The sequence below is a fragment of the Geobacillus zalihae genome (assembly GCF_030414215.1).
Lineage (GTDB): Bacteria > Bacillota > Bacilli > Bacillales > Anoxybacillaceae > Geobacillus > Geobacillus zalihae.
Genome location: NZ_CP129217.1, coordinates 2,288,228 through 2,306,766, shown reverse-complemented (window position 1 = coordinate 2,306,766; position 18,539 = coordinate 2,288,228). Strand labels below are relative to the sequence as shown.

General features: G+C 56.2%; 20 protein-coding genes, 2 pseudogenes and 1 riboswitch. All 22 genes and pseudogenes read left to right on the top strand.

Features of this window, described 5'->3' with window-relative positions; translation table 11 throughout:
- Positions 1 to 82: 82 nt before the first annotated feature.
- The 22 genes and pseudogenes from QWV57_RS11600 to QWV57_RS11500 all read left to right on the top strand — a co-directional run bounded on the left by QWV57_RS11600 (position 83) and on the right by QWV57_RS11500 (position 18,477).
- The gene (locus QWV57_RS11600) at positions 83 to 808 is read left to right on the top strand and encodes a response regulator transcription factor (protein WP_272945220.1); all 726 of its coding nucleotides are present in this window, start codon (positions 83 to 85) and stop codon (positions 806 to 808) included.
- A complete protein-coding gene (locus QWV57_RS11595; RefSeq protein ID WP_020754613.1) occupies positions 808 to 2,601 on the top strand; it encodes an ATP-binding protein in 1,794 nt (597 codons plus the stop codon). The genes QWV57_RS11600 and QWV57_RS11595 overlap by 1 nt, the downstream gene beginning before the upstream one ends.
- 139 nt (positions 2,602 to 2,740) lie before the next feature.
- Positions 2,741 to 3,961: an N-acetylglucosamine-6-phosphate deacetylase gene (gene nagA, locus QWV57_RS11590; RefSeq protein WP_033005249.1), complete on the top strand. Its 1,221-nt coding sequence runs from the start codon at positions 2,741 to 2,743 to the stop codon at positions 3,959 to 3,961.
- Entirely contained in the window at positions 3,933 to 4,694 is a 762-nt protein-coding gene (gene nagB / locus QWV57_RS11585; protein ID WP_081132538.1) for a glucosamine-6-phosphate deaminase, read from the top strand. The genes nagA and nagB overlap by 29 nt, the downstream gene beginning before the upstream one ends.
- Entirely contained in the window at positions 4,691 to 5,422 is a 732-nt protein-coding gene (locus QWV57_RS11580) for a GntR family transcriptional regulator (protein ID WP_033005270.1), read from the top strand. The genes nagB and QWV57_RS11580 overlap by 4 nt, the downstream gene beginning before the upstream one ends.
- A pseudogene (locus QWV57_RS11575) lies at positions 5,422 to 5,520 on the top strand (PTS transporter subunit EIIC); the annotation flags it as partial. The gene QWV57_RS11580 and the pseudogene QWV57_RS11575, both read left to right, overlap by 1 nt.
- A gap of 140 nt (positions 5,521 to 5,660) precedes the next feature.
- Positions 5,661 to 6,908, top strand: coding sequence for an RNA-guided endonuclease InsQ/TnpB family protein (locus QWV57_RS11570; protein ID WP_014195799.1), 1,248 nt, complete (start codon positions 5,661 to 5,663; stop codon positions 6,906 to 6,908).
- Positions 6,909 to 6,975: 67 nt separating this feature from the next.
- Positions 6,976 to 7,461 (top strand): annotated as a pseudogene (locus tag QWV57_RS11565) (PTS transporter subunit EIIC); the annotation flags it as partial.
- On the top strand, positions 7,444 to 7,590 hold the full coding sequence (locus QWV57_RS18040; RefSeq protein ID WP_494407779.1) for a DUF7916 family protein: 147 nt from the start codon (positions 7,444 to 7,446) through the stop codon (positions 7,588 to 7,590). The pseudogene QWV57_RS11565 and the gene QWV57_RS18040, both read left to right, overlap by 18 nt.
- Before the next feature lie 245 nt (positions 7,591 to 7,835).
- Positions 7,836 to 8,450, top strand: coding sequence for a PH domain-containing protein (locus tag QWV57_RS11560; RefSeq protein WP_033005264.1), 615 nt, complete (start codon positions 7,836 to 7,838; stop codon positions 8,448 to 8,450).
- 179 nt (positions 8,451 to 8,629) lie between these two features.
- Positions 8,630 to 8,828, top strand: a riboswitch (cobalamin riboswitch).
- A 141-nt stretch (positions 8,829 to 8,969) separates the two neighbouring features.
- Entirely contained in the window at positions 8,970 to 9,926 is a 957-nt protein-coding gene (locus QWV57_RS11555) for an ABC transporter substrate-binding protein (protein WP_020754606.1), read from the top strand.
- The gene (locus tag QWV57_RS11550; protein WP_190300170.1) at positions 9,913 to 10,947 is read left to right on the top strand and encodes a FecCD family ABC transporter permease; all 1,035 of its coding nucleotides are present in this window, start codon (positions 9,913 to 9,915) and stop codon (positions 10,945 to 10,947) included. Before QWV57_RS11555 ends, QWV57_RS11550 begins: the two co-directional genes overlap by 14 nt.
- Positions 10,944 to 12,416 (top strand): adenosylcobinamide amidohydrolase, encoded by a 1,473-nt coding sequence (locus QWV57_RS11545; RefSeq protein ID WP_020754604.1) that lies wholly within the window; start codon positions 10,944 to 10,946, stop codon positions 12,414 to 12,416. The genes QWV57_RS11550 and QWV57_RS11545 overlap by 4 nt, the downstream gene beginning before the upstream one ends.
- The gene (gene cbiB / locus QWV57_RS11540) at positions 12,413 to 13,384 is read left to right on the top strand and encodes an adenosylcobinamide-phosphate synthase CbiB (RefSeq protein ID WP_020754603.1); all 972 of its coding nucleotides are present in this window, start codon (positions 12,413 to 12,415) and stop codon (positions 13,382 to 13,384) included. The genes QWV57_RS11545 and cbiB overlap by 4 nt, the downstream gene beginning before the upstream one ends.
- Positions 13,341 to 14,411: a threonine-phosphate decarboxylase CobD gene (gene cobD, locus QWV57_RS11535; protein ID WP_081132539.1), complete on the top strand. Its 1,071-nt coding sequence runs from the start codon at positions 13,341 to 13,343 to the stop codon at positions 14,409 to 14,411. Before cbiB ends, cobD begins: the two co-directional genes overlap by 44 nt.
- Positions 14,408 to 14,956, top strand: a complete 549-nt coding sequence (locus QWV57_RS11530; protein WP_081132540.1) for a bifunctional adenosylcobinamide kinase/adenosylcobinamide-phosphate guanylyltransferase — start codon at positions 14,408 to 14,410, stop codon at positions 14,954 to 14,956. The genes cobD and QWV57_RS11530 overlap by 4 nt, the downstream gene beginning before the upstream one ends.
- A complete protein-coding gene (locus tag QWV57_RS11525; protein WP_129447293.1) occupies positions 14,953 to 15,738 on the top strand; it encodes an adenosylcobinamide-GDP ribazoletransferase in 786 nt (261 codons plus the stop codon). Before QWV57_RS11530 ends, QWV57_RS11525 begins: the two co-directional genes overlap by 4 nt.
- A complete protein-coding gene (locus tag QWV57_RS11520; RefSeq protein WP_081212529.1) occupies positions 15,696 to 16,346 on the top strand; it encodes a histidine phosphatase family protein in 651 nt (216 codons plus the stop codon). Before QWV57_RS11525 ends, QWV57_RS11520 begins: the two co-directional genes overlap by 43 nt.
- Positions 16,280 to 16,696, top strand: coding sequence for a bifunctional adenosylcobinamide kinase/adenosylcobinamide-phosphate guanylyltransferase (locus QWV57_RS11515; RefSeq protein ID WP_060788833.1), 417 nt, complete (start codon positions 16,280 to 16,282; stop codon positions 16,694 to 16,696). The genes QWV57_RS11520 and QWV57_RS11515 overlap by 67 nt, the downstream gene beginning before the upstream one ends.
- Positions 16,697 to 16,710: 14 nt before the next feature.
- On the top strand, positions 16,711 to 17,289 hold the full coding sequence (locus tag QWV57_RS11510) for a cob(I)yrinic acid a,c-diamide adenosyltransferase (protein WP_081132543.1): 579 nt from the start codon (positions 16,711 to 16,713) through the stop codon (positions 17,287 to 17,289).
- Positions 17,286 to 17,768 (top strand): ECF transporter S component, encoded by a 483-nt coding sequence (locus tag QWV57_RS11505; protein ID WP_081132544.1) that lies wholly within the window; start codon positions 17,286 to 17,288, stop codon positions 17,766 to 17,768. The genes QWV57_RS11510 and QWV57_RS11505 overlap by 4 nt, the downstream gene beginning before the upstream one ends.
- A complete protein-coding gene (locus QWV57_RS11500) occupies positions 17,761 to 18,477 on the top strand; it encodes an AIR synthase related protein (protein ID WP_060788832.1) in 717 nt (238 codons plus the stop codon). Before QWV57_RS11505 ends, QWV57_RS11500 begins: the two co-directional genes overlap by 8 nt.
- Positions 18,478 to 18,539: the final 62 nt, after the last annotated feature.

The following is an 18,539-nucleotide window of genomic DNA, read 5'->3' as shown; positions in this document are numbered from 1 at the left end:
ATGCTCTGTTGGCGAGCATCCGGTTTTTCGGTAAACTAGAAAATAGGGAGTGTTTCCATTGATGATGGGAGGGTGCAAAGCATTGGAAAAACAAGAAAAAACCATCCGTATTTTAGTGGTTGACGATGAAGAGCGCATCCGGCGGCTCTTGAAAATGTATTTGGAGCGGGAAAACTATGTGATCGATGAGGCCGGCGACGGCAATGAAGCGTTGGAGAAGGCGTTGACGAATGATTATGACGTCATTTTGCTCGATCTGATGCTGCCGGGCAAAGATGGAATTGAGGTGTGCAAAGAAATCCGCGAGCAAAAAACGACGCCGATCATCATGTTGACGGCAAAAGGCGAAGAATCCAACCGCGTGCAAGGGTTTGAAGTCGGCACGGATGATTACATCGTCAAGCCGTTCAGTCCGCGCGAAGTCGTGCTGCGCGTAAAAGCGCTGTTGCGCCGCGCGGCGAACGCCGCCTACGCGCCGGTGGAGACGACGGCGAAAGACGTGCTTGTGTTTCCGCATTTGACGATTGACAACGATGCCCACCGGGTGACGGTCGACGGCAAGGAAGTCAGCTTAACGCCGAAAGAATATGAGCTGCTTCTCTTTTTGGCCCGCTCGCCCGACAAAGTGTTCGACCGCGAACAGCTGTTGAAGGAAGTATGGCATTACGAGTTTTTCGGCGACTTGCGCACGGTCGACACCCACATTAAACGGTTGCGCGAAAAGTTGAATAAAGCGTCGCCGCAGGCGGGAAAAATGATCGTCACCGTCTGGGGCGTCGGCTACAAGTTTGAGGCAGTGAACGACTGATGTGGCTGTTTCGCAGCGTCGTCGGCAAGCTATGGTTTACGATTTTGTTGCTCGTTTCGTGCGTGCTGTTTATTTTAAGCATTTTGCTTATTAAATTTTTGGAAGATTATTATGTGCAGGAAGCGGAAAACGACTTGACCCGCCTGGCGACAAAAGTGGCCGAGGTGATGCACGATTACCGCGATGAGCAGCTTGCCCGCTCGATCGCTTGGACGCTTGTGGACAATCGAACGAAAGCCGTCATCGTCGCCGATGAGTCGCACTATTGGTATTCGCCTGGCGATGCTGGTTTGGACAATATGCCGCTGTCGTCGATCCGCCAAGATCGGGACTTGCGGCGTGTGCTGACAGATGGGAAAACGGTGAAAAAGCGTTTGTATATGCCACAGCGGCATCCAAAAGAAAAGCTGCCCCGTGATATGATCATTGTCGGCGTGCCGATGTCGATGCCGGATGGCAGCCGAGGAGCTGTGTTTATCTATCAGTCGCTCGAGGCGATCGCCGATGCAACGGAGCATACGAAAGAGCTCATTTTTCTTGCCGCCTTTATCGCCATTATTATGACGACGTTTTTTGCCTTTTTCTTGTCGACGCGCATCACCGCTCCGCTCCGGAAAATGCGGCAAGCCGCGTTCGAAATGGCGCGGGGCCATTTCGATATGAAAGTGCCGATTTTAACGAACGATGAGATCGGTGGGCTGGCGATGGCGTTCAACCAAATGGGACGGCGTCTGCAGTTTAACATCAACGCCTTAAACCAGGAAAAAGAACAGCTCGCCAGCATTTTAAGCAGCATGGCCGATGGCGTCATCACGTTTAACCGCGACGGGGAAATCTTGATTACGAACCCGCCGGCTGAGCGGTTTTTGCAGGCGTGGTATTTTGAGCAAGGGAACGACGTCGAGGCCATGGCCCCGCTGCCGCCGCAAGTGAAAGAGCTGTTCGCCCGCGTCGTTCGCGAGGAGAAGGAGCAATCGACCGAAGTGACGCTGCAGGGGCGGACGTGGGTCATTTTAATGACGCCGCTGTACGGCAAAACGATGGTGCGCGGCGCGGTGGCTGTTTTGCGCGACATGACCGAAGAGCGGCGGCTTGACAAGCTGCGCAAAGACTTTATCGCCAACGTTTCGCACGAATTGCGCACGCCGATTGCCATGCTCCAAGGCTACAGCGAGGCCATCATCGACGATATCGCGGCGAGCGAAGAAGAGAAGAAAGAGATGGCGAAAGTCATTTACGACGAGTCGCTGCGCATGGGCCGCCTTGTTAACGATTTGCTTGACTTGGCGCGCATGGAAGCTGGCCATATCGAGCTAGAGTACGAACAAGTCAAGCTTGTTCCTTACATCGAGCGGGTGATCCGCAAGTTTTACGGGCTGGCGAAAGAAAAGCAGATTGAGCTGACAGCCGAGTTTCGCGATCGGGACATCGAAATCGCTCTCGATCCGGATCGGATCGAACAGGTGCTGACGAACTTAATTGACAACGCCATCCGCCATACGGAATCGGGCGGCACAGTTCGCCTCATCATCGAACCAAGCGGCGACGGCGTGACGATCCATGTCCAAGACTCTGGTTCCGGCATTCCTGAAGAGGATTTGCCGTTTGTGTTTGAACGGTTTTACAAAGCCGATAAAGCGCGCACGCGCGGCCGTTCCGGCACCGGGTTAGGCCTTGCCATCGCCAAAAACATCGTCGAAGCGCATAAAGGGCTCATTACCGTTCACAGCAAACTGAACGAAGGAACGACGTTTTCGTTTTATTTGCCGGCCCGCGGACCGAAAGGAGCGTAGCGCCGTTTGGAAGAACGGGGAAGCCACGGCTTCCCTGCTTCTTTCATGCTGAAGCGAACTGGTTGACGGATTTGTTTTAGTGGTATAGACAACTAGAATATATAATGTTATAATGAGAGACAGAAAGTGGGGAATCGCGATGAAGCGGTGGATATTGAAAAATGCCGCGGTGTATGCAGAAACAGGAAACATTGAACAAGGGTATGTGCTGATCGAAGGGGAAAAAGTGGCCGCGATCGGGCCGATGTCGTCGTGCCCAACTGATGCAGGGGCGGAAGTGATCGAGCTTTCCTCACGGTTTTCCATCGTGCCGGGATTCATCGATGTCCATATTCATGGGGCGGCTGGGGCGGATGTCATGGATGCGACCCCGGAGGCGCTTTACAAGATGGCCAACGCCTTGCCGGCGGAAGGGACGACAAGTTTCCTGGCGACGACGATGACAGCGCCAAGCGAACAAATCGAAGCCGCGCTTCGCAACGTCGCTCGCTATATGGCGGAGGCGAACAGGCCGGGAGCCGCCGAAGTGCTCGGTGTTCATCTGGAAGGACCGTTTTTGTCGCTGAAGCGCGCCGGAGCGCAGCACCCGCGCCATCTCGCCGATCCGGACATCTCACTGTTCCAGCACTGGCAAAAGGCGGCGGGCGGCCATATCCGCCTTGTCACGCTTGCCCCAGAGCGGAACGGGGGGCTGGAACTTGCCTCCTACTTGAAACAGACCGGTGTGATCGCTTCGATCGGCCATTCCGATGCCGTTTACGACGAAGTAAAAGCGGCGGTCCATGCAGGGGTGGCGCATGCGACCCACCTGTTCAATGGGATGCGCGGCATCCATCACCGTGAACCGGGTGTCGCCGGTGCGGTGCTTATGTTTGAAGAAGTGATGTGCGAGCTGATCGCCGACGGGTTGCACGTTGCGCCGCCGATGGTCCGCTTCGCTTACCGGAATAAAGGAAGCGATGGGCTTATCTTAATCACCGACGCCATGCGGGCGAAATGTCTCGGCGATGGGAAGTATGATCTCGGCGGCCAAGAGGTGGAAGTCTGCGGCGGGGAGGCGCGGCTTGCCGACGGCACGCTGGCGGGAAGCGTGCTCAAGCTTGGCGAGGCCATCCGCCGTGTGCTCGATTATACTGGCTGCACGCTTGAAGAGGTGATCCGCATGGCGAGCTGGAATCCGGCGAAACAGCTTGGCTTGCTTGATCGGAAAGGCAGCTTGCGGCCCGGCAAAGACGCCGATGTCGTCGTTTTGAATGAACGATATGAAGTCATGATGACGTTTTGCCGCGGCGTTCTTGCTTATCGCAAACCGGATGAAAGGAGGAAGAGCGATGGCCATGAAGCTTTTGAAAGCTGCTGACTACGCAGAGATGAGCCGTCAGGCGGCGGACATCATCATCAAACAAGTCAAGGAAAAGCCGAACGCTGTTCTCGGCTTGGCGACCGGCTCGACCGTGCTCGGTGTGTACCGCGAATTGGCCGCCGATCATCGGCAGCATGGGACATCGTATCGGCTTGTGCGCACGGTCAATTTGGATGAATACGTCGGCCTTGGTCCGGATCATCCGAACAGCTATCGCCATTATATGAATGAGCATTTGTTTTCAAAGCTTGACATCCCGCTTCACGAGACGCATGTGCCGAACGGCTTGGCTGCTGATCTTGACGAAGAATGCCGCCGTTACGAGCGGCTCATCGATGAATTGGGCGGCATCGATTTGCAGCTCTTGGGCATCGGCCGCAACGGCCATATCGGGTTCAACGAGCCTGGGACGCCGTTTTCGACAGCCACCCACGTCGTCGAGCTGACCGAGCTGACACGGGAAGCGAACGCCCGCTTTTTCCCATCGCTTGATGACGTGCCGCGCTATGCCATTACGATGGGGATTGCGACCATTTTGCGCAGCCGCCGCATCGTGCTGTTGGCGTCAGGGGAGGAAAAAGCGGAGGCCATGGCCCGGCTTCTCGAAGGCGTTGTCACACCGGACTTGCCGGCTTCAGCGCTTCACCTTCATCCGGACGTGACGATCATCGCCGACCGAGAGGCGCTCTCGCTCATCCCAAAGGAAAAGCAGTGGGTGGATGCGCCGTGATCGATAAACAGTCGCCGATTCCGATTTACTATCAGCTCGAGCAATATATAAAAGAAAAGATTGAAAAAGGAGAATGGCAGCCGGGCGAGATAATCCCGTCTGAGCGCGAGTTGGCGGAAATGTATGACATCAGCCGAATGACCGTTCGGCAGGCGGTCAACAATTTAGTGAACGATGGCTATCTCATCCGCCGGCGCGGGAAGGGGACGTTTGTCGCCGCCCAAAAAATCGAGCAGCCGCTGAAAGGGCTGACGAGCTTTTCCGAAGATATGCGGGCGCGTGGCCTGGAGCCGGGCACGATCGTCCTCAGCTTTGAGATGGTTCCGGCTTCCGAGAAGCTCGCTGAAGGACTTGGCGTCACGGAAGGCGATGACCTTTACGAAGTCCGCCGCCTTCGGTTGGCCGACGGCTTGCCGATGGCGTTGGAGACGCTGTACATTCCTGTCCATCTTGTTCCCGGGCTGACGCGTGATGTTGTAAGCGGTTCCGTCTATGAATTTATCGAAAAAGAAAAAGGGATGATCATCGGCTCCGCTGTTCAAACATTGGAAGCATCGGTCGCCCGCAAGGTGGAGGCGGAGCATCTGAAGATGAAAGAAGGGGCTCCGGTGCTGTTGCTTGAGCGCCGCACGCACCTTGTCGACGGTCGGCCGCTTGAAGTCGTCAAATCGGTGTACCGCGGCGACCGGTACAAATTTATGATTGAGATGAAAAGGGGAGGATCATGATGTTAGGCTTTTTACAGCGGCTTGGAAAAGCATTAATGTTGCCGATTGCCGTTTTGCCGGCGGCAGGATTGCTGCTTCGGCTCGGTCAGCCTGATTTATCTTAATTAGGCGAGAAGACTCCCACTTCAACGAAGCGAAGCGGAGTAAGTGGGAGATGAATCGCCTTAACTATATTTTGCTGAAAATAGGATAGATTCAGTAAAATATGGTATAATATAGTTAGATGGGAGGTGAAAAAATGTATTTTTGTATCAAACAACAGCTAAATGGTTTGACCAAAGAAGAATACTTGACTCTTCGAGAACTGTGCCATATTGCCAAGAACATGTACAACGTCGGATTGTACAATGTCAGACAATACTATTTTGAACACAAGGAATTTCTTAATTATGAGAAAAACTATCATCTTGCCAAAACTAACGAAAACTATAAGCTGTTAAACAGCAACATGGCACAGCAAATTTTAAAAAAGGTCAATGAAGCCTTTAAATCTTTCTTTGGTTTGATCAGTCTTGCCAAACAAGGAAAATATGACCACAAGGCTATCAGTATTCCAAAATATCTTAAAAAAGATGGCTTTCATTCACTGATCATTGGCCAGATTCGTATAGACGGCAACAAATTTACGATACCGTATTCTCGCCTATTTAAAAAGACTCACAAGCCTATCACGATAACGATTCCGCCTGTGTTACTGGACAAAAAGATTAAGCAGATTGAAATCATTCCTAAGCATCATGCCAGGTTCTTTGAGATTCAGTACAAATATGAAATGCCTGAAGATCAAAGAGAATTAAATGACCAAAAAGCACTGGCAATTGATTTAGGATTAAACAATTTTGCCACTTGTGTCACATCAGACGGCAGATCATTCATCATTGATGGGCGGAGATTAAAAAGTATAAATCAATGGTTTAACAAAGAAAATGCCAGACTTCAAAGCATAAAAGATAAGCAAAAAATCAAAGGCACCACTCGTAAACAGGCTTTGCTTGCTATGAATCGCAATAATAAAGTGAATGATTATATCAACAAGACTTGCCGTTACATCATTAACTACTGTATTGAAAATCAAATTGGCAAACTTGTCATTGGCTATGCGGAAACATGGCAACGCAATATTAATCTAGGAAAAAAGACAAATCAAAACTTTGTCAATATTCCTCTCGGTAACATAAAAGAAAAACTAGAATATCTTTGTGAATTTTACGGCATTGAATTCTTGAAACAGGAAGAATCCTATACGTCTCAAGCCAGCTTTTTTGACGGCGATGAGATTCCTGAATATAATGCCGACAATCCAAAAGAATATAAGTTCAGCGGCAAACGTATTAAGCGCGGCTTGTATCGAACAAAGTCTGGCAAACTAATTAATGCTGATGTCAATGGCGCATTAAACATCTTAAAGAAAAGTAAAGCTGTAGACCTGAGTGTCTTATGCTCTAGCGGCGAAGTGGACACGCCTCAAAGAATAAGGATTGCTTGAAGCAGTCAAACTTCTTTGGAAGCCCCCACTTCAAATTTTCGCTAGAAAATTAAGTGGGGGTAGTTCACTGAATATTCCGTTTATCGCCGCCGCAGGCGATGCAGTGTTTTCCAATTTAGCGCTCATTTTCGCCATCGGCGTGGCGATCGGTTTTGCGAAAGATGGCAACGGCGCCGCCGCTCTGGCCGGCGCGATCGGTTACTTTGTCTTGACAAAAGGGGCCGCCGCGATTGATAAGGACATCAATATGTCTGTGTTGGGCGGCATCCTCTCCGGGGTGATCGCCGGGCTTTTATATAACCGTTATCATGATATCAAGCTGCCGGATTGGCTCGGCTTCTTCGGCGGCCGGCGGTTTGTGCCGATCGTGACATCGCTTGTCATGCTCGTGCTTGCCTTGATTTTTGGCTATGTATGGCCGCCGATTCAAGATGGCATCAACGCGGTCGGCCATTGGATCGTCGGCGCCGGGGCGGTTGGCGTCGGCATTTTCGGGTTCCTCAACCGGCTGCTCATTCCAGTCGGATTGCACCATGTGTTAAAACAATCGATTCAAGCGTCAGAAGGCAGGGTGATCGTCGCGGAAGTCGTCGGGGAATTTGCGCCGCTGTATCCGGCGGTCACCAACGCCGAACTGGCCACGGCGTTTGGGGCGGATTTGCTGTTGTTGAATTTTACCTGATCTTTTTGCGGCTCACGAACAAAGACTCCCGTCTAAGCGGGGAACTGTAGTCGCTTGTAAAGCCTGACGCCGTCATAAAAGGCGTCGGGTCTTTGATTTTTAGAGGCGATGAAACGTTTTTCCGATCTCGACGTATTACATAGATGAAAGGTATGAGATTACGGCGCCTTGTTAAGGCAAAACGCCGTTCATCCGCCAATAGGTGGGCGCCGATAAAACGTGGAAGGAGCCGGAGGAACATGAGCATGTTTGGAAAAGTCGCCGCCGATGTGCTTGGGCTAAGCGACATCGGCTCGGTTATTCAGCCGAAAGACTACGACAAAGTGGATGCCGATGATTATGTGATGCACGAGGATGGAGAAAAAATCTATTTTCTCATCAAGTCGAAATCCGATGAATATTGCTTCACAAACCGCGCGCTCATTCATCTGGACGGCACGAGCGCCGCGAGCAAAAAACGGACGCTGCGCCGCTACGATTACTATAAGCATCCGATTTCCGACGTGTCGCTCGAAACAGCCGGGACGGTCGATTTGGATGCGGAAATCAAATTTAAAATCGGCCCGCACGCATACTCGATCGATGTGCATAAAAAGCATATCGAGGAACTGAAAGACTTGTATAAATCGCTGCTGGCGATCGCGGACATTTGCCATGAAAACGAAACGAAGTTCAACTATGCGGAGCGGAGTTTGGAACTGGCGGCCAAGGTGTTTGCCAACATGCGCGGCGACGGCGCCAATGTGTCGGCGGATTTTCAGGCCGTGAATGAATACGCTTTTCGCTGGCTGACGGAAGCGAAAAAGAACTATACGGTCAAAGATTTTGGTTTTGTGTTTGACAAATATATTCAACAGTGACGAGTGGAGCCGGCAGTCAGAAAGGCGTCTTGCATAAAGGCGGGGCGCCTTTTCCTATGGCGGTTAGGCGGACGCTTGGCTGGGAACGCTGGTTTGGAGAGCTGGCTGCCAGTTTTCTATAAAAATAGTTGTCAAACGGCAAACGCTGTTTTAATATAAAAATGTCCATATCCCATAACTGAATCCATTTGCAGCAAGGTGCCGAAACGGCTTAATAGGGAATCCGGTGGGAATCCGGAGCTGTCCCCGCAACTGTCAATGCGGACGAAATGAAATCGCCACTGTACGGACAGATGGCTTGCGCTGTTTTCCGTACGGGAAGGCTTCAGAGTAGGATGAAGCATGAGCCAGTAGACCTGCCTTGCTTGCCGCAGTTTCCGAATCTTCGGGGGGTGAGACGCGGAAACAGTCGTACAGGGCATTGTTGTGCCCATTGGCGGTCTGTTTCGCGCTCATTCCCAGATTTAGGCGGAATGGGCGTTTTTTATTGTACATACATCACTGAAGGGGGAATGACGGATGAAACGTTGGACATGGCCGGCGGTGGTGGCGGTGTTCTTCCTTTTGGCCGCCGTGCTCGTCGGCTGTGGCGGGGCGAATGGCAGCACCGAGCCTGCGAAAAAAGACGAGCCGAAAACGGAACAAGCGGCGTTTCCAGTGACAGTGAAAGACGGGCTTGGCGAGGATGTCACGATCAAAGCGGAACCGAAAAAAATCGTCTCGCTCATCCCGAGCAATACGGAAATCGCCTATGCGTTGGGGTTGGGCGATAAGATCGTCGGCGTCAGCGATTTTGACAATTATCCGGAAGACGTCAAAACGAAAACGAAAATCGGCGGCATGGAGTTTAATGTCGAGAAAATCATTTCGCTCAAACCGGATCTCGTCTTGGCCCACGCGTCAAGCGCCCATAACTCGCGCGATGGCCTCAAGCAATTGAAAGACGCCGGCATTACCGTGCTTGTCGTCAATGACGCGAAGTCGTTCGACGATGTATATGCGTCCATCGACTTGATCGGCAAAGCGACCGGGACGACAGACAAAGCGAAGCAAGTGATTGATGAGATGAAAGAGAAGCTTGCGAAAATCAAAGAAAAAGCGAAACAAATCCCGGCGGACAAACAGGCCAATGTCTGGATTGAAGTGTCGCCGCCGCCGCAGCTGTATACGGCCGGCAAAGGGACGTTTATGGATGAGATGCTTCAAGTGATTTCAGCGAAAAACGTCGCCGGCAGCTTGGAAGGCTGGCCGATGGTGACGGAAGAAAAAGCCGTGGCCTATAAGCCGGATGTCATCATCACGACATACGGCGGAGCGAAGCAAGTGTTGGCGCGCGCCGCTTGGAAAGACGTGCCGGCGGTGAAAAACAAGCGGGTGTATGACGTCAACACCGACTTAGTAAGCCGACCGGGTCCGCGCCTTGTCGAAGGGGTCGAGGAACTTGCCAAAGCCATTTACCCGGATGTGTTCAAGTAAAATGTGGATGTATATATTGGCCGTCACCGCGGCCGTGTTATCGTTGCTCGTAGGGATATCGACAGGATCGCTGTCGATTCCCTTTTCTTCTATTGTCCGCATTTTGGCGGCTGAATGGTTCGGAGCGGCGCTGCCTCGCCACATTCCGGCTGATTGGGTGCCGATCGTGATGGCGATCCGCTTGCCGCGCGTCGTGCTTGCGTTTTTGGTCGGGGCGTCATTGGCGCTGGCCGGGTCCGCGTTTCAAGGGCTGTTAAAAAATGCGCTCGCCGATCCGTACACGCTCGGTGTCTCGTCCGGCGCGTCGGTCGGGGCGGTGCTCGTCATCTTTCTCGGCTGGCAATGGCCGTTCTTTGGCACGTTTACGCTGCCGGTCGTGAGCATCTTGTTTGGCATGGCGACGCTTGCCGCCGTTTTGGCGTTCACTCGCGCTGTGGAGCGGCGCATGTCGGTTGAGACGATCATTTTAGCCGGCATTATCTTCGGCGCGTTTTTCAGCGCGTTCATTTCGCTCATGATCGCGTTGACCGGGGAAGAATTGCGGCAAATCATCTCATGGCTGATGGGGAGCGTGGCGATGCGCGGCTGGAAATACAGCGGGCTGTTGCTGCCGTTTTTTCTCGTTGGGGCCGCAGTGCTCATCGCCAACAGCCGCGAGTTGAACGCGTTTGCCTTTGGCGAGGAGGCGGCGCTTCATGTCGGCGTTGATGTTACGCGCCGAAAAGTCATCATTTTGACGGCAGCGGCGCTGCTCACCGGCGCGGCGGTGTCGGTGTCAGGGACGATCGGCTTTGTCGGGCTTGTCGTTCCGCATATGGTTCGGCTTGTGTGCGGGCCGAACTACCGGGTGCTGTTGCCGCTGTCGCTCTTGTACGGCGGTGCGTTTCTTGTGCTTGCCGATGTGGCGGCGCGGACGATCATCGAACCGCGCGAACTGCCGATCGGCGTCATCACCGCGCTGATCGGCGCCCCGCTATTTGCCGTCTTGTTTTTCCGAAAAATGAAGCGAAAGATGGGATGATGATGCTCGAGGTGCGGGCCGTATCGCATCGGTATGGACCAAAGCAAGTGCTTGATCGTGTGACGTTTGCCGTGGAAAAAGGCGAAATATTCGGCATCTTAGGGCCGAATGGCAGCGGGAAAACGACTTTGATCAAACTCATCAGCAAAGAGCTGCCGCTGGCAAGCGGGGAGATCGTCATCGATGGCCGAAAGCTCTCGGCGCTGTCTGCGAAGCAATGGGCGCGGATGGCCGCCGTCTTGCCGCAGACAGCGGAGGCGGCGCCCGGCTATACGGTGAGGGAAACGGTGGCGCTCGGCCGCTATCCTCATCAGCGCGGCTTCTTTCCGACGTGGACGGAGGACGATGAAGCCGCCCTCCGAGACGCGCTTGCGGCCGTCGGCCTGACGGGGAAAATCGATGAACCGCTCGAACGATTGAGCGGCGGCGAGCGGCAGCGCGCCTATTTGGCCCGCGCACTCGCCCAAGAGCCCAAGCTGCTCTTGCTCGATGAGCCGACGAACCATATGGATGTGAGCGGCCAAGTCCGGCTTTTGGACCGGCTCGCCGAAGCGGCGCACGCCCGCGGCTTGACGGTCGTCGCCGTTTTCCACGATATGAATGCGGCGAGCTTGTATTGCGATCGGGTGCTCGTGCTGAACAAAGGGAAAATAGCCGCGCTCGGCGCCCCTGCGGATGTCATGACGCCGGCGTTGCTTGAGGAAGTGTTTGCCGCGCCGATTGTGCGTCTGGCCCATCCGGCGTCGGCAACGCCGATGTTTTCGTTCATGCCGAACAAGAAGCAAGGGGAATCGCCGGTCGGCGGGCTGCGGCTTTCCTTTCTTGATGACGCCGCTGTGCTTACTGCGGCCGCGCCGCTTCGCGTCCTGTCCTCGGCATTGATCGGCGCCGGATTTCAATGGGCGACCCATTTTGTCAACCGCCAAGTCGGGTTGGATTACGATTGCAGTGATGCGGAAGGAGACATGCGCCGCTATTTGGAGCAGCACGGGTTTCCGCCGGAACGAACGGTCGGCATGATGACGGCGGTTGATGTCCGGGATGCTGTTTGGCTTCAGAAAGAAGGGGAAGCGTTTTCGGTTGCGGTCATGGCGACCGCTGGCGTCGGCAATGCCGTCGATGCCGCTCGGGCGTGGCAGCATCAGCCGCTAGCGGCAAGACCGGGGACGATCAACATGGTGGTGGTCATTGACGGAGTGCTGACGGAAGCAGCGTTTGTCCAGGCGGTGATGACAGCGACAGAAGCGAAGGCAAAAGCGCTCGCCGACTGTTCGGTTTGCGACCCGGAAACCGGGACGCTTGCCACCGGTACGTCGACCGATTCGCTCGCTGTGGCGGCGACGCAAACCGGGCAGGTCTTTGCCTATGCCGGAACGGCGACGGAGCTTGGCCGGGCGCTCGGCCGGCTTGTGTATGAGGCAACAGTTGAGGCGCTTGGCCGCTGGGAGAAGCGGAGGAAACGGCGATGACCCATTTGGCCGCATTGACGTTGGCGCTGTTTCTCGATGCCCTCGTGGGCGATCCGCGCTGGCTGCCGCATCCGGTGCGCGGGATGGGAATGATGATTGCGTGGCTTGATCGCCGCTGGAATCAAGGAACAAAGCGGCGGACGAAAGGGGCGGCGGCCGTGGCGGTCGTGTTGGCCGCTGTTTACGGGATATCGGCGTTCATCGTTTATGTGGGCTACGCGCTGTCCGTATACGTAGGGGTGGCGATCGAGGCGGCCCTCATTTTCACCGCCATTGCGACGAAAAGCCTCGCTGAGGCGGCTGAGGATGTGCGCCGGCCGCTGGAAGCAGGCGATCTTCCTGCGGCGCGCCGCGCGCTGTCCATGATCGTCGGCCGCGACACCGAGCGGCTCGATGAAGCCGGCATCACCCGCGCCTGCGTGGAGACGGTGGCGGAAAACACGAGCGACGGCATCACCGCTCCGCTCTTTTATGCGGCCTTGGGCGGTGCGCCGCTCGCGTTATTGTACCGGGCGGTGAACACGTGTGATTCCATGATTGGCTACAAAAATGAGAAGTATCGCGAATTTGGCTGGGCGGCCGCGCGGCTGGACGATGCGCTCAACTACATTCCAGCGCGGCTGACGGCGCTTGTGATGGTGTTGGTCTTTGGCGGCCGCCGCTTTCGTTTGGCGCTGTCGATCTTATTTCGCGATGCCCGCCGCCACCCAAGCCCGAACAGCGGCTGGCTTGAGGCGGCGATGGCCGGGCTGCTTGGGGTGCAGCTCGGCGGAACGAATACATACGGCGGCGTGGTCTCGAGGAGGCCGACGCTCGGTGACCCGGCCGCCCCGCTTCGCGCCGCCCACATTCGCCAAGCGGTCCGCATCATGATTGGAACGGTGCTAGTGTTTACATTATTGCTATGGATTGGGGGGATAATCGTTGCGTTGGCCGGCGCATGGGGCGAATCCGCGCGCGTTGTATGAGCAATGCGGATTGGCCCCTCCAGACGAATACATTGATTTCAGCGTCAATACGAATCCGTACCGGCTGCCGCCGTCAGCTTGGCCGAGCGGTGAGGAGTGGATTCGCTGGGCCGGGGAGTATCCGGATTCGGAAGCGAAGGCGCTCAGGGAGCTCGTTGCCAAGCAGGAGCAGATTCGACCCGGACAAGTGCTGATGACGAACGGGGCAGCGGAGGCGATTTATTTGTTGGCCGCGCTATTTGCCGGTCGGCGCGTCGGCATCTTGGAGCCGACGTTTTCCGAGTATCGGCGCGCCTGTCTCGCTTATGGATGCGATGTGGAGGGATTCGCGGCCGATGAAGCGCGGGGCTTTTCTTATGACTTGGATGAAGCGACTGCCTGGGCAGGCAAGCAAGACATTATCTTTTTATGCCATCCGAACAATCCGACGGGGACGGTGATGGAGGAGGGTGAATTGAGATCACTGGTGGACGCGGCGCACACGGCTGGCACCTATGTAATCATCGATGAAGCATTTTATCCGTTTTGGCGCGGCGGGTTTACGGCGATGCGCTGGTTGGGACGCTATCCGCGCCTCATTGTGCTTCGATCGTTGACGAAAATCCATCACCTGGCCGGCGCGCGCCTTGGTTATGTCGCTGCTGACGAGGCGGTGATCGCTTCGCTGAAAACGCATCAGCCGCCATGGAGCACAAACGGCATCGCCCAACAATTGGCGCTTCGTTTCATGGCGATGGAATCGTTTGTCAAGTGGACGAAAGAACGGATCGCCGCCGAGCGGGAGCGCGTGTTTCGGTCGCTGCCGGCCGGCCGGTATGCCGTCTCGCCATCGGTCGTGAACTTTTATTTGTTGCGTCCGCGTTCAGGGCGGACAGAGGAGCTGTTTTTTCATTTGTTGAAGGAAGGGGTTGTGCCGCGCCATACGATGAATTTCCCGGGGCTTGACGGCCGCTACATCCGGCTCGCCGTCAAAACGCAGGTGGAGAATGACCGGCTGCTTGAGGCGCTTGCGAGGTGGGATGGATGATCGTGTTTGTGAGCGGCGCGGTGCGCAGCGGCAAAAGTGAAGCGGCAGAGGTGTGCGCCATCCGGCTGGCCGCTGGCGAGATGCTTCATTATGTTGCCACTGCCCGGGCCGTCGATGCGGAAATGAAAGAGCGCATTCGCCGCCATCAAGAGCGACGCATGAGGATGGCGGCGTCTTGGGTGGTGTGGGAAGCGCCTGATCAGTTGTTGGCGGCGCTTCGTCCGTCTGATGTTGTCCTTCTCGACTGCTTGACTATGTGGTGGGCGAATGTGTTATTTGCCGGAGATGAATGGAAAACAGAGGAAGGAGCGTTCGCCGCTGCCCGTTGCTTGCTCGACCAAGTGCAGATGTGGGCGGCGGTGTGCCGCGCTGTTGTCATTGTGTCCAATGAGTTGTTTTCTGGCGGCGTGCCGGATGACCTCGGCACGTTCCGCTACATGAAAACGCTCGGCTGGCTTCATCAACAGTTGGTCGCGGAAGCAGAAGCCGCCGCTATGGTGGAATGCGGTCTTCTTCGTGTGAAGAAAGGACAGTGGCCGCAATGAAGCGGGCATGGAATGGCTGGCTGCTGGCGCTGCAGCTGTTTACGATCATTCCGGTCCGGCGTTCGATTGAATGGAATGCCCCACATGTCCGCTGGCTTGTGCGCACCATGCCGTTGGCTGGAGCGCTGCTCGGGGCGCTGGCTGCCTTGGTGTACGGCGTCTGTGCGGCGCTTTCGTTCGGCCCGCCTTCTTTTTTGGCTCTCCTTCTTCTTTGGATTGGCATTTGGCTTGCCGGCGGGCTGCACGCCGACGGCTTTATGGATGTGAGTGACGCCTTTTTTTCGTACCGGGACGCCAAGCGGCGGCAAGAGATCATGTCCGATTCGCGCGTCGGCGCGTTCGCCGTGTTGTCGCTCGTTTGTTTGTTATCGTTCCGCTGGCTGTTTTTGCATGAAGCGATCAAAGCGGGCATTTCCCCTACCCTGTTTATTGCCATTCCACTGCTGTCAAGAGCTGGGGCTGTCTGGCTTCTTTCCGCCGGCAAGCTGGCGAAGCCGACAGGAATGGCGTCAGCGCTTCGCGAATATAGTTCATGGCGCGATGCAGCATGGGCGCTGGGATTGACATGCCTTGTGCTTTTGCTTCTTCCGGCGGCGGGCGTTCCGCTGGCGGTGGTTGCAGTGCTGGCCGCGGTGATGGCGCTTTGTTCCCTCGCGGCAAAGCCGTGGGCGGAAAAGCAGTTTGGCGGCGTGAGCGGCGATGTGCTCGGGGCGTTCATCGAAGGGGGAGAGACGGTGCTATGGGGCGTCATTTGGCTGTTACACTCATCCGCCATGGGATGACGGAACAAAACAGACGCCGAGCGTATATCGGCTGGACGGACGCACCGCTTTCGCCTGAGGAGCATCGCCGGCTGCGCGGCTTGCGGATCGAGTGGCCATGTCCGGTTGATTGTCTCGTGGCAAGCGATCTGCGCCGCTGCCAAGAAACGGCCGCCTTGCTGTTTGACGGCCGCAGGGCGGATTGGTGTACGAGCCGTTGGCGCGAACTTCACTTTGGCGCTTGGGAAGGAAAAACGTTTGCCGAGCTGGAAGCGGAGCCCGCCTACCGCCAATGGCTTGCGTCGCCGTTTTCCGCGGCGCCGCCCGGCGGGGAGCGTTATGCCGACTTCCGAGCGCGCATCGAACAAGCGCTGGCGGAGACGATTGCGTTCGCTGGGCGGATGGGCGCCCGCCATGTGGCGATCGTCACCCACAGCGGCCCGATCCGTTTCGTGCTTGAACAATATGCGCCGGACGTTCGCCCGTTTTGGGAATGGGAGGCGCCGTTTGCCGGCGGGTATACGCTGGAATCGACGATCGAGCGCTGGAAAGGGGGAGAACGGTGCATTTCGTTGTCGGCGGTGCGTTCCAAGGAAAGCGAAAATGGGTGCGGGAACGGTACGGAATAAGCGACGGTGTTCATATCGTATGGCATGACGGCTATCAGGATTCATACGGGTGGCCGGATGGCGCCAAGACGGCGAAAACAGTTGTCTTGGATGGGCTCGAAGCCGCCATCCGCCGCCTTCCGGACCCAGAGGAATGGGAGCGGTTTTTCTGCGCTTGGAAGCAGTGGGAGGAAGGAGCGGCCGGCCGCACGGTCGTCTGGATTGGCACCGATGTGACGCAAGGCGTTGTTCCGGTTGATCCACAAGAACGGCGCTGGCGCGACGCCGTGGGAATGTGCTACCAGCGACTAGCTTCCTTGTGCTGCCGCGTCGACCGCATTTGGTGCGGACTGGCGGAACGATTGAAATAAGGGGGAGAGGAAAAGTGAAATTGTATACGCGAACAGGAGACCAAGGAAAAACGAGTTTAGTCGGCGGGCGCGTCGATAAAGATCATTTGCGCGTCGAGGCGTATGGGACGATCGATGAGGCGAACTCGTTCATCGGCTGGGCGCTGGCCCTGCTCGCTGACGATGAACGGTTTCGCGATCTTTGCGCCGAATTGCAAAAAATTCAGCATGAACTGTTTGACTGCGGCGGCGACTTGGCCATCGTCAACGGCAAGCTGCCGTATAAAGCGACCGAGGAGATGGTTGCCTTTTTGGAGCAGCGCATTGACGCCTATGTCCAAGAGGCGCCGCCGCTTGAGAAGTTTATTTTGCCGGGCGGATCGAAGGCCGCTGCCGCGCTTCATCTGGCGCGCACGGTGACGAGAAGGGCGGAGCGCTGCATCGTTTCGTTGCAAAAAGCGGAGCCGATCAACGACGTTGTTCTGAAATATATGAACCGCCTGTCCGACTATTTGTTCGCTGCCGCCCGGGTTGTGAACGCCCGCTTAGGGGTGAAGGATGTCGAATATGAGCGGAGCGCCATTGTGTTCCGCGACAAGGAGGAGAAGCAATGAGCCGCCGCCTGGCTTGGATGGCTGTTTGTTTGGCGCTTTCGGTCGCCGGGTCGTTCATCAAGCTGCCGACGTTTGTCGGCAGCATCGCGTTAGACAGCGCTCCGGCGCTCGTTGCCGCCGCCATCCTTGGTCCGCGCGCCGGAGCGGCGGTTGCAGGGCTGGGGCACCTTATTTCGGCGGTGGTCGGCGGGTGGCCGCTCGGCCCGTTCCATTGGCTTGTCGCATTGGAAATGGCCGGGCTTGGCGCGCTGTTCGCCGTGCTGCATCAGCGGGGATGGAAAATGGGCAGCGCCGCCGCCTTTTTCATCGGCAATGCGTTGTTAGCACCGCTGCCGCTTGCGGTTTCGTTCGGCTGGCCGTTTGTCCTTGCCGTCATTCCGCCGCTTTCCGCCGCCGCTTTGGCCAACGTGTTGATCGCGCTGGCCGTTGCCCCGGCGGCTGCCCGTTTGATGACGAAGGCGGGGGCGCCGCATGCGTGATGTGCTCTTCCTTCCATTGACTGACGGCAGAGAGCTCGCCATTGCCGCAGACGGCTCGGCGGCGGTCGGGGAGAAGCCGGGCGATGCGGTATATGCTCCCGCGGAGACGGTCGCATATTTTGCCGCCCGCGTCGCCTTGATGGAGCTGCTGAGCGTCGGGGCGGAAGCGAGCGCCGTCATCTTGCAAAACTTCGTGGCTGATGACCGATGGGAAGCGCTTTGCCGCGGCATTGAACGAGCGTGCCATGAACTTTCCCTTCGCCTTCCGGTCACCGGCAGCACGGAATCGAATTTTTCCACCGTCCAGTCAGCGCTTGGCGTGATGGCGGTCGGAACGGTGGCGGCCGAACGGAAGCGGATCGGCGTCACGCCGGAGGGAGCGAAGTTTGCCGTCATCGGCCGCCCGCTCGTCGGCCCGGCTGTGCTGGCGCATCCTCAATGGGTCGCGCCGCTTTCGCTGTTTGTTGAGCTTCTCGCCTCTCCGTCTGTTTATGAGCTCGTTCCGATCGGTTCCAAAGGCATTTACTACGAATGGATGCAGCTGTTGGCCGCCAACGGCCGCCAAGGGCGGGCTTGCGCCTGCCCGCTGCCGCTTTTTGCTTCTGGCGGCCCGGCGACGTCGTTTTTGATCAGCTATGACCGGGCGGCAGAGGGCGCATTGCGGAAGCAAGCCGGCCGCCTCTTTTTTCCGCTCTTTGCCGAGCGATAGCCGGTTCGCTCGGCCGTCTTCCTTTTTCGTCCAAAAAAATGGTTCCCTTTTTGTATGGAACC

What these genes read in the sequence shown, in the direction of transcription:
- QWV57_RS11595 (WP_020754613.1), top strand. Translation starts at nt 808, where the DNA reads ATGTGGCTGTTTCGCAGCGTCGTCGGCAAGCTATGGTTTACGATTTTG.
- nagA (WP_033005249.1), top strand. Translation starts at nt 2,741, where the DNA reads ATGAAGCGGTGGATATTGAAAAATGCCGCGGTGTATGCAGAAACAGGA.
- nagB (WP_081132538.1), top strand. Translation starts at nt 3,933, where the DNA reads ATGGCCATGAAGCTTTTGAAAGCTGCTGACTACGCAGAGATGAGCCGT.
- QWV57_RS11570 (WP_014195799.1), top strand. Translation starts at nt 5,661, where the DNA reads ATGTATTTTTGTATCAAACAACAGCTAAATGGTTTGACCAAAGAAGAA.
- QWV57_RS11560 (WP_033005264.1), top strand. Translation starts at nt 7,836, where the DNA reads ATGTTTGGAAAAGTCGCCGCCGATGTGCTTGGGCTAAGCGACATCGGC.
- QWV57_RS11555 (WP_020754606.1), top strand. Translation starts at nt 8,970, where the DNA reads ATGAAACGTTGGACATGGCCGGCGGTGGTGGCGGTGTTCTTCCTTTTG.
- QWV57_RS11550 (WP_190300170.1), top strand. Translation starts at nt 9,913, where the DNA reads ATGTGTTCAAGTAAAATGTGGATGTATATATTGGCCGTCACCGCGGCC.
- QWV57_RS11545 (WP_020754604.1), top strand. Translation starts at nt 10,944, where the DNA reads ATGATGATGCTCGAGGTGCGGGCCGTATCGCATCGGTATGGACCAAAG.
- cbiB (WP_020754603.1), top strand. Translation starts at nt 12,413, where the DNA reads ATGACCCATTTGGCCGCATTGACGTTGGCGCTGTTTCTCGATGCCCTC.
- QWV57_RS11530 (WP_081132540.1), top strand. Translation starts at nt 14,408, where the DNA reads ATGATCGTGTTTGTGAGCGGCGCGGTGCGCAGCGGCAAAAGTGAAGCG.
- QWV57_RS11525 (WP_129447293.1), top strand. Translation starts at nt 14,953, where the DNA reads ATGAAGCGGGCATGGAATGGCTGGCTGCTGGCGCTGCAGCTGTTTACG.
- QWV57_RS11520 (WP_081212529.1), top strand. Translation starts at nt 15,696, where the DNA reads ATGGGGCGTCATTTGGCTGTTACACTCATCCGCCATGGGATGACGGAA.
- QWV57_RS11505 (WP_081132544.1), top strand. Translation starts at nt 17,286, where the DNA reads ATGAGCCGCCGCCTGGCTTGGATGGCTGTTTGTTTGGCGCTTTCGGTC.
- QWV57_RS11500 (WP_060788832.1), top strand. Translation starts at nt 17,761, where the DNA reads ATGCGTGATGTGCTCTTCCTTCCATTGACTGACGGCAGAGAGCTCGCC.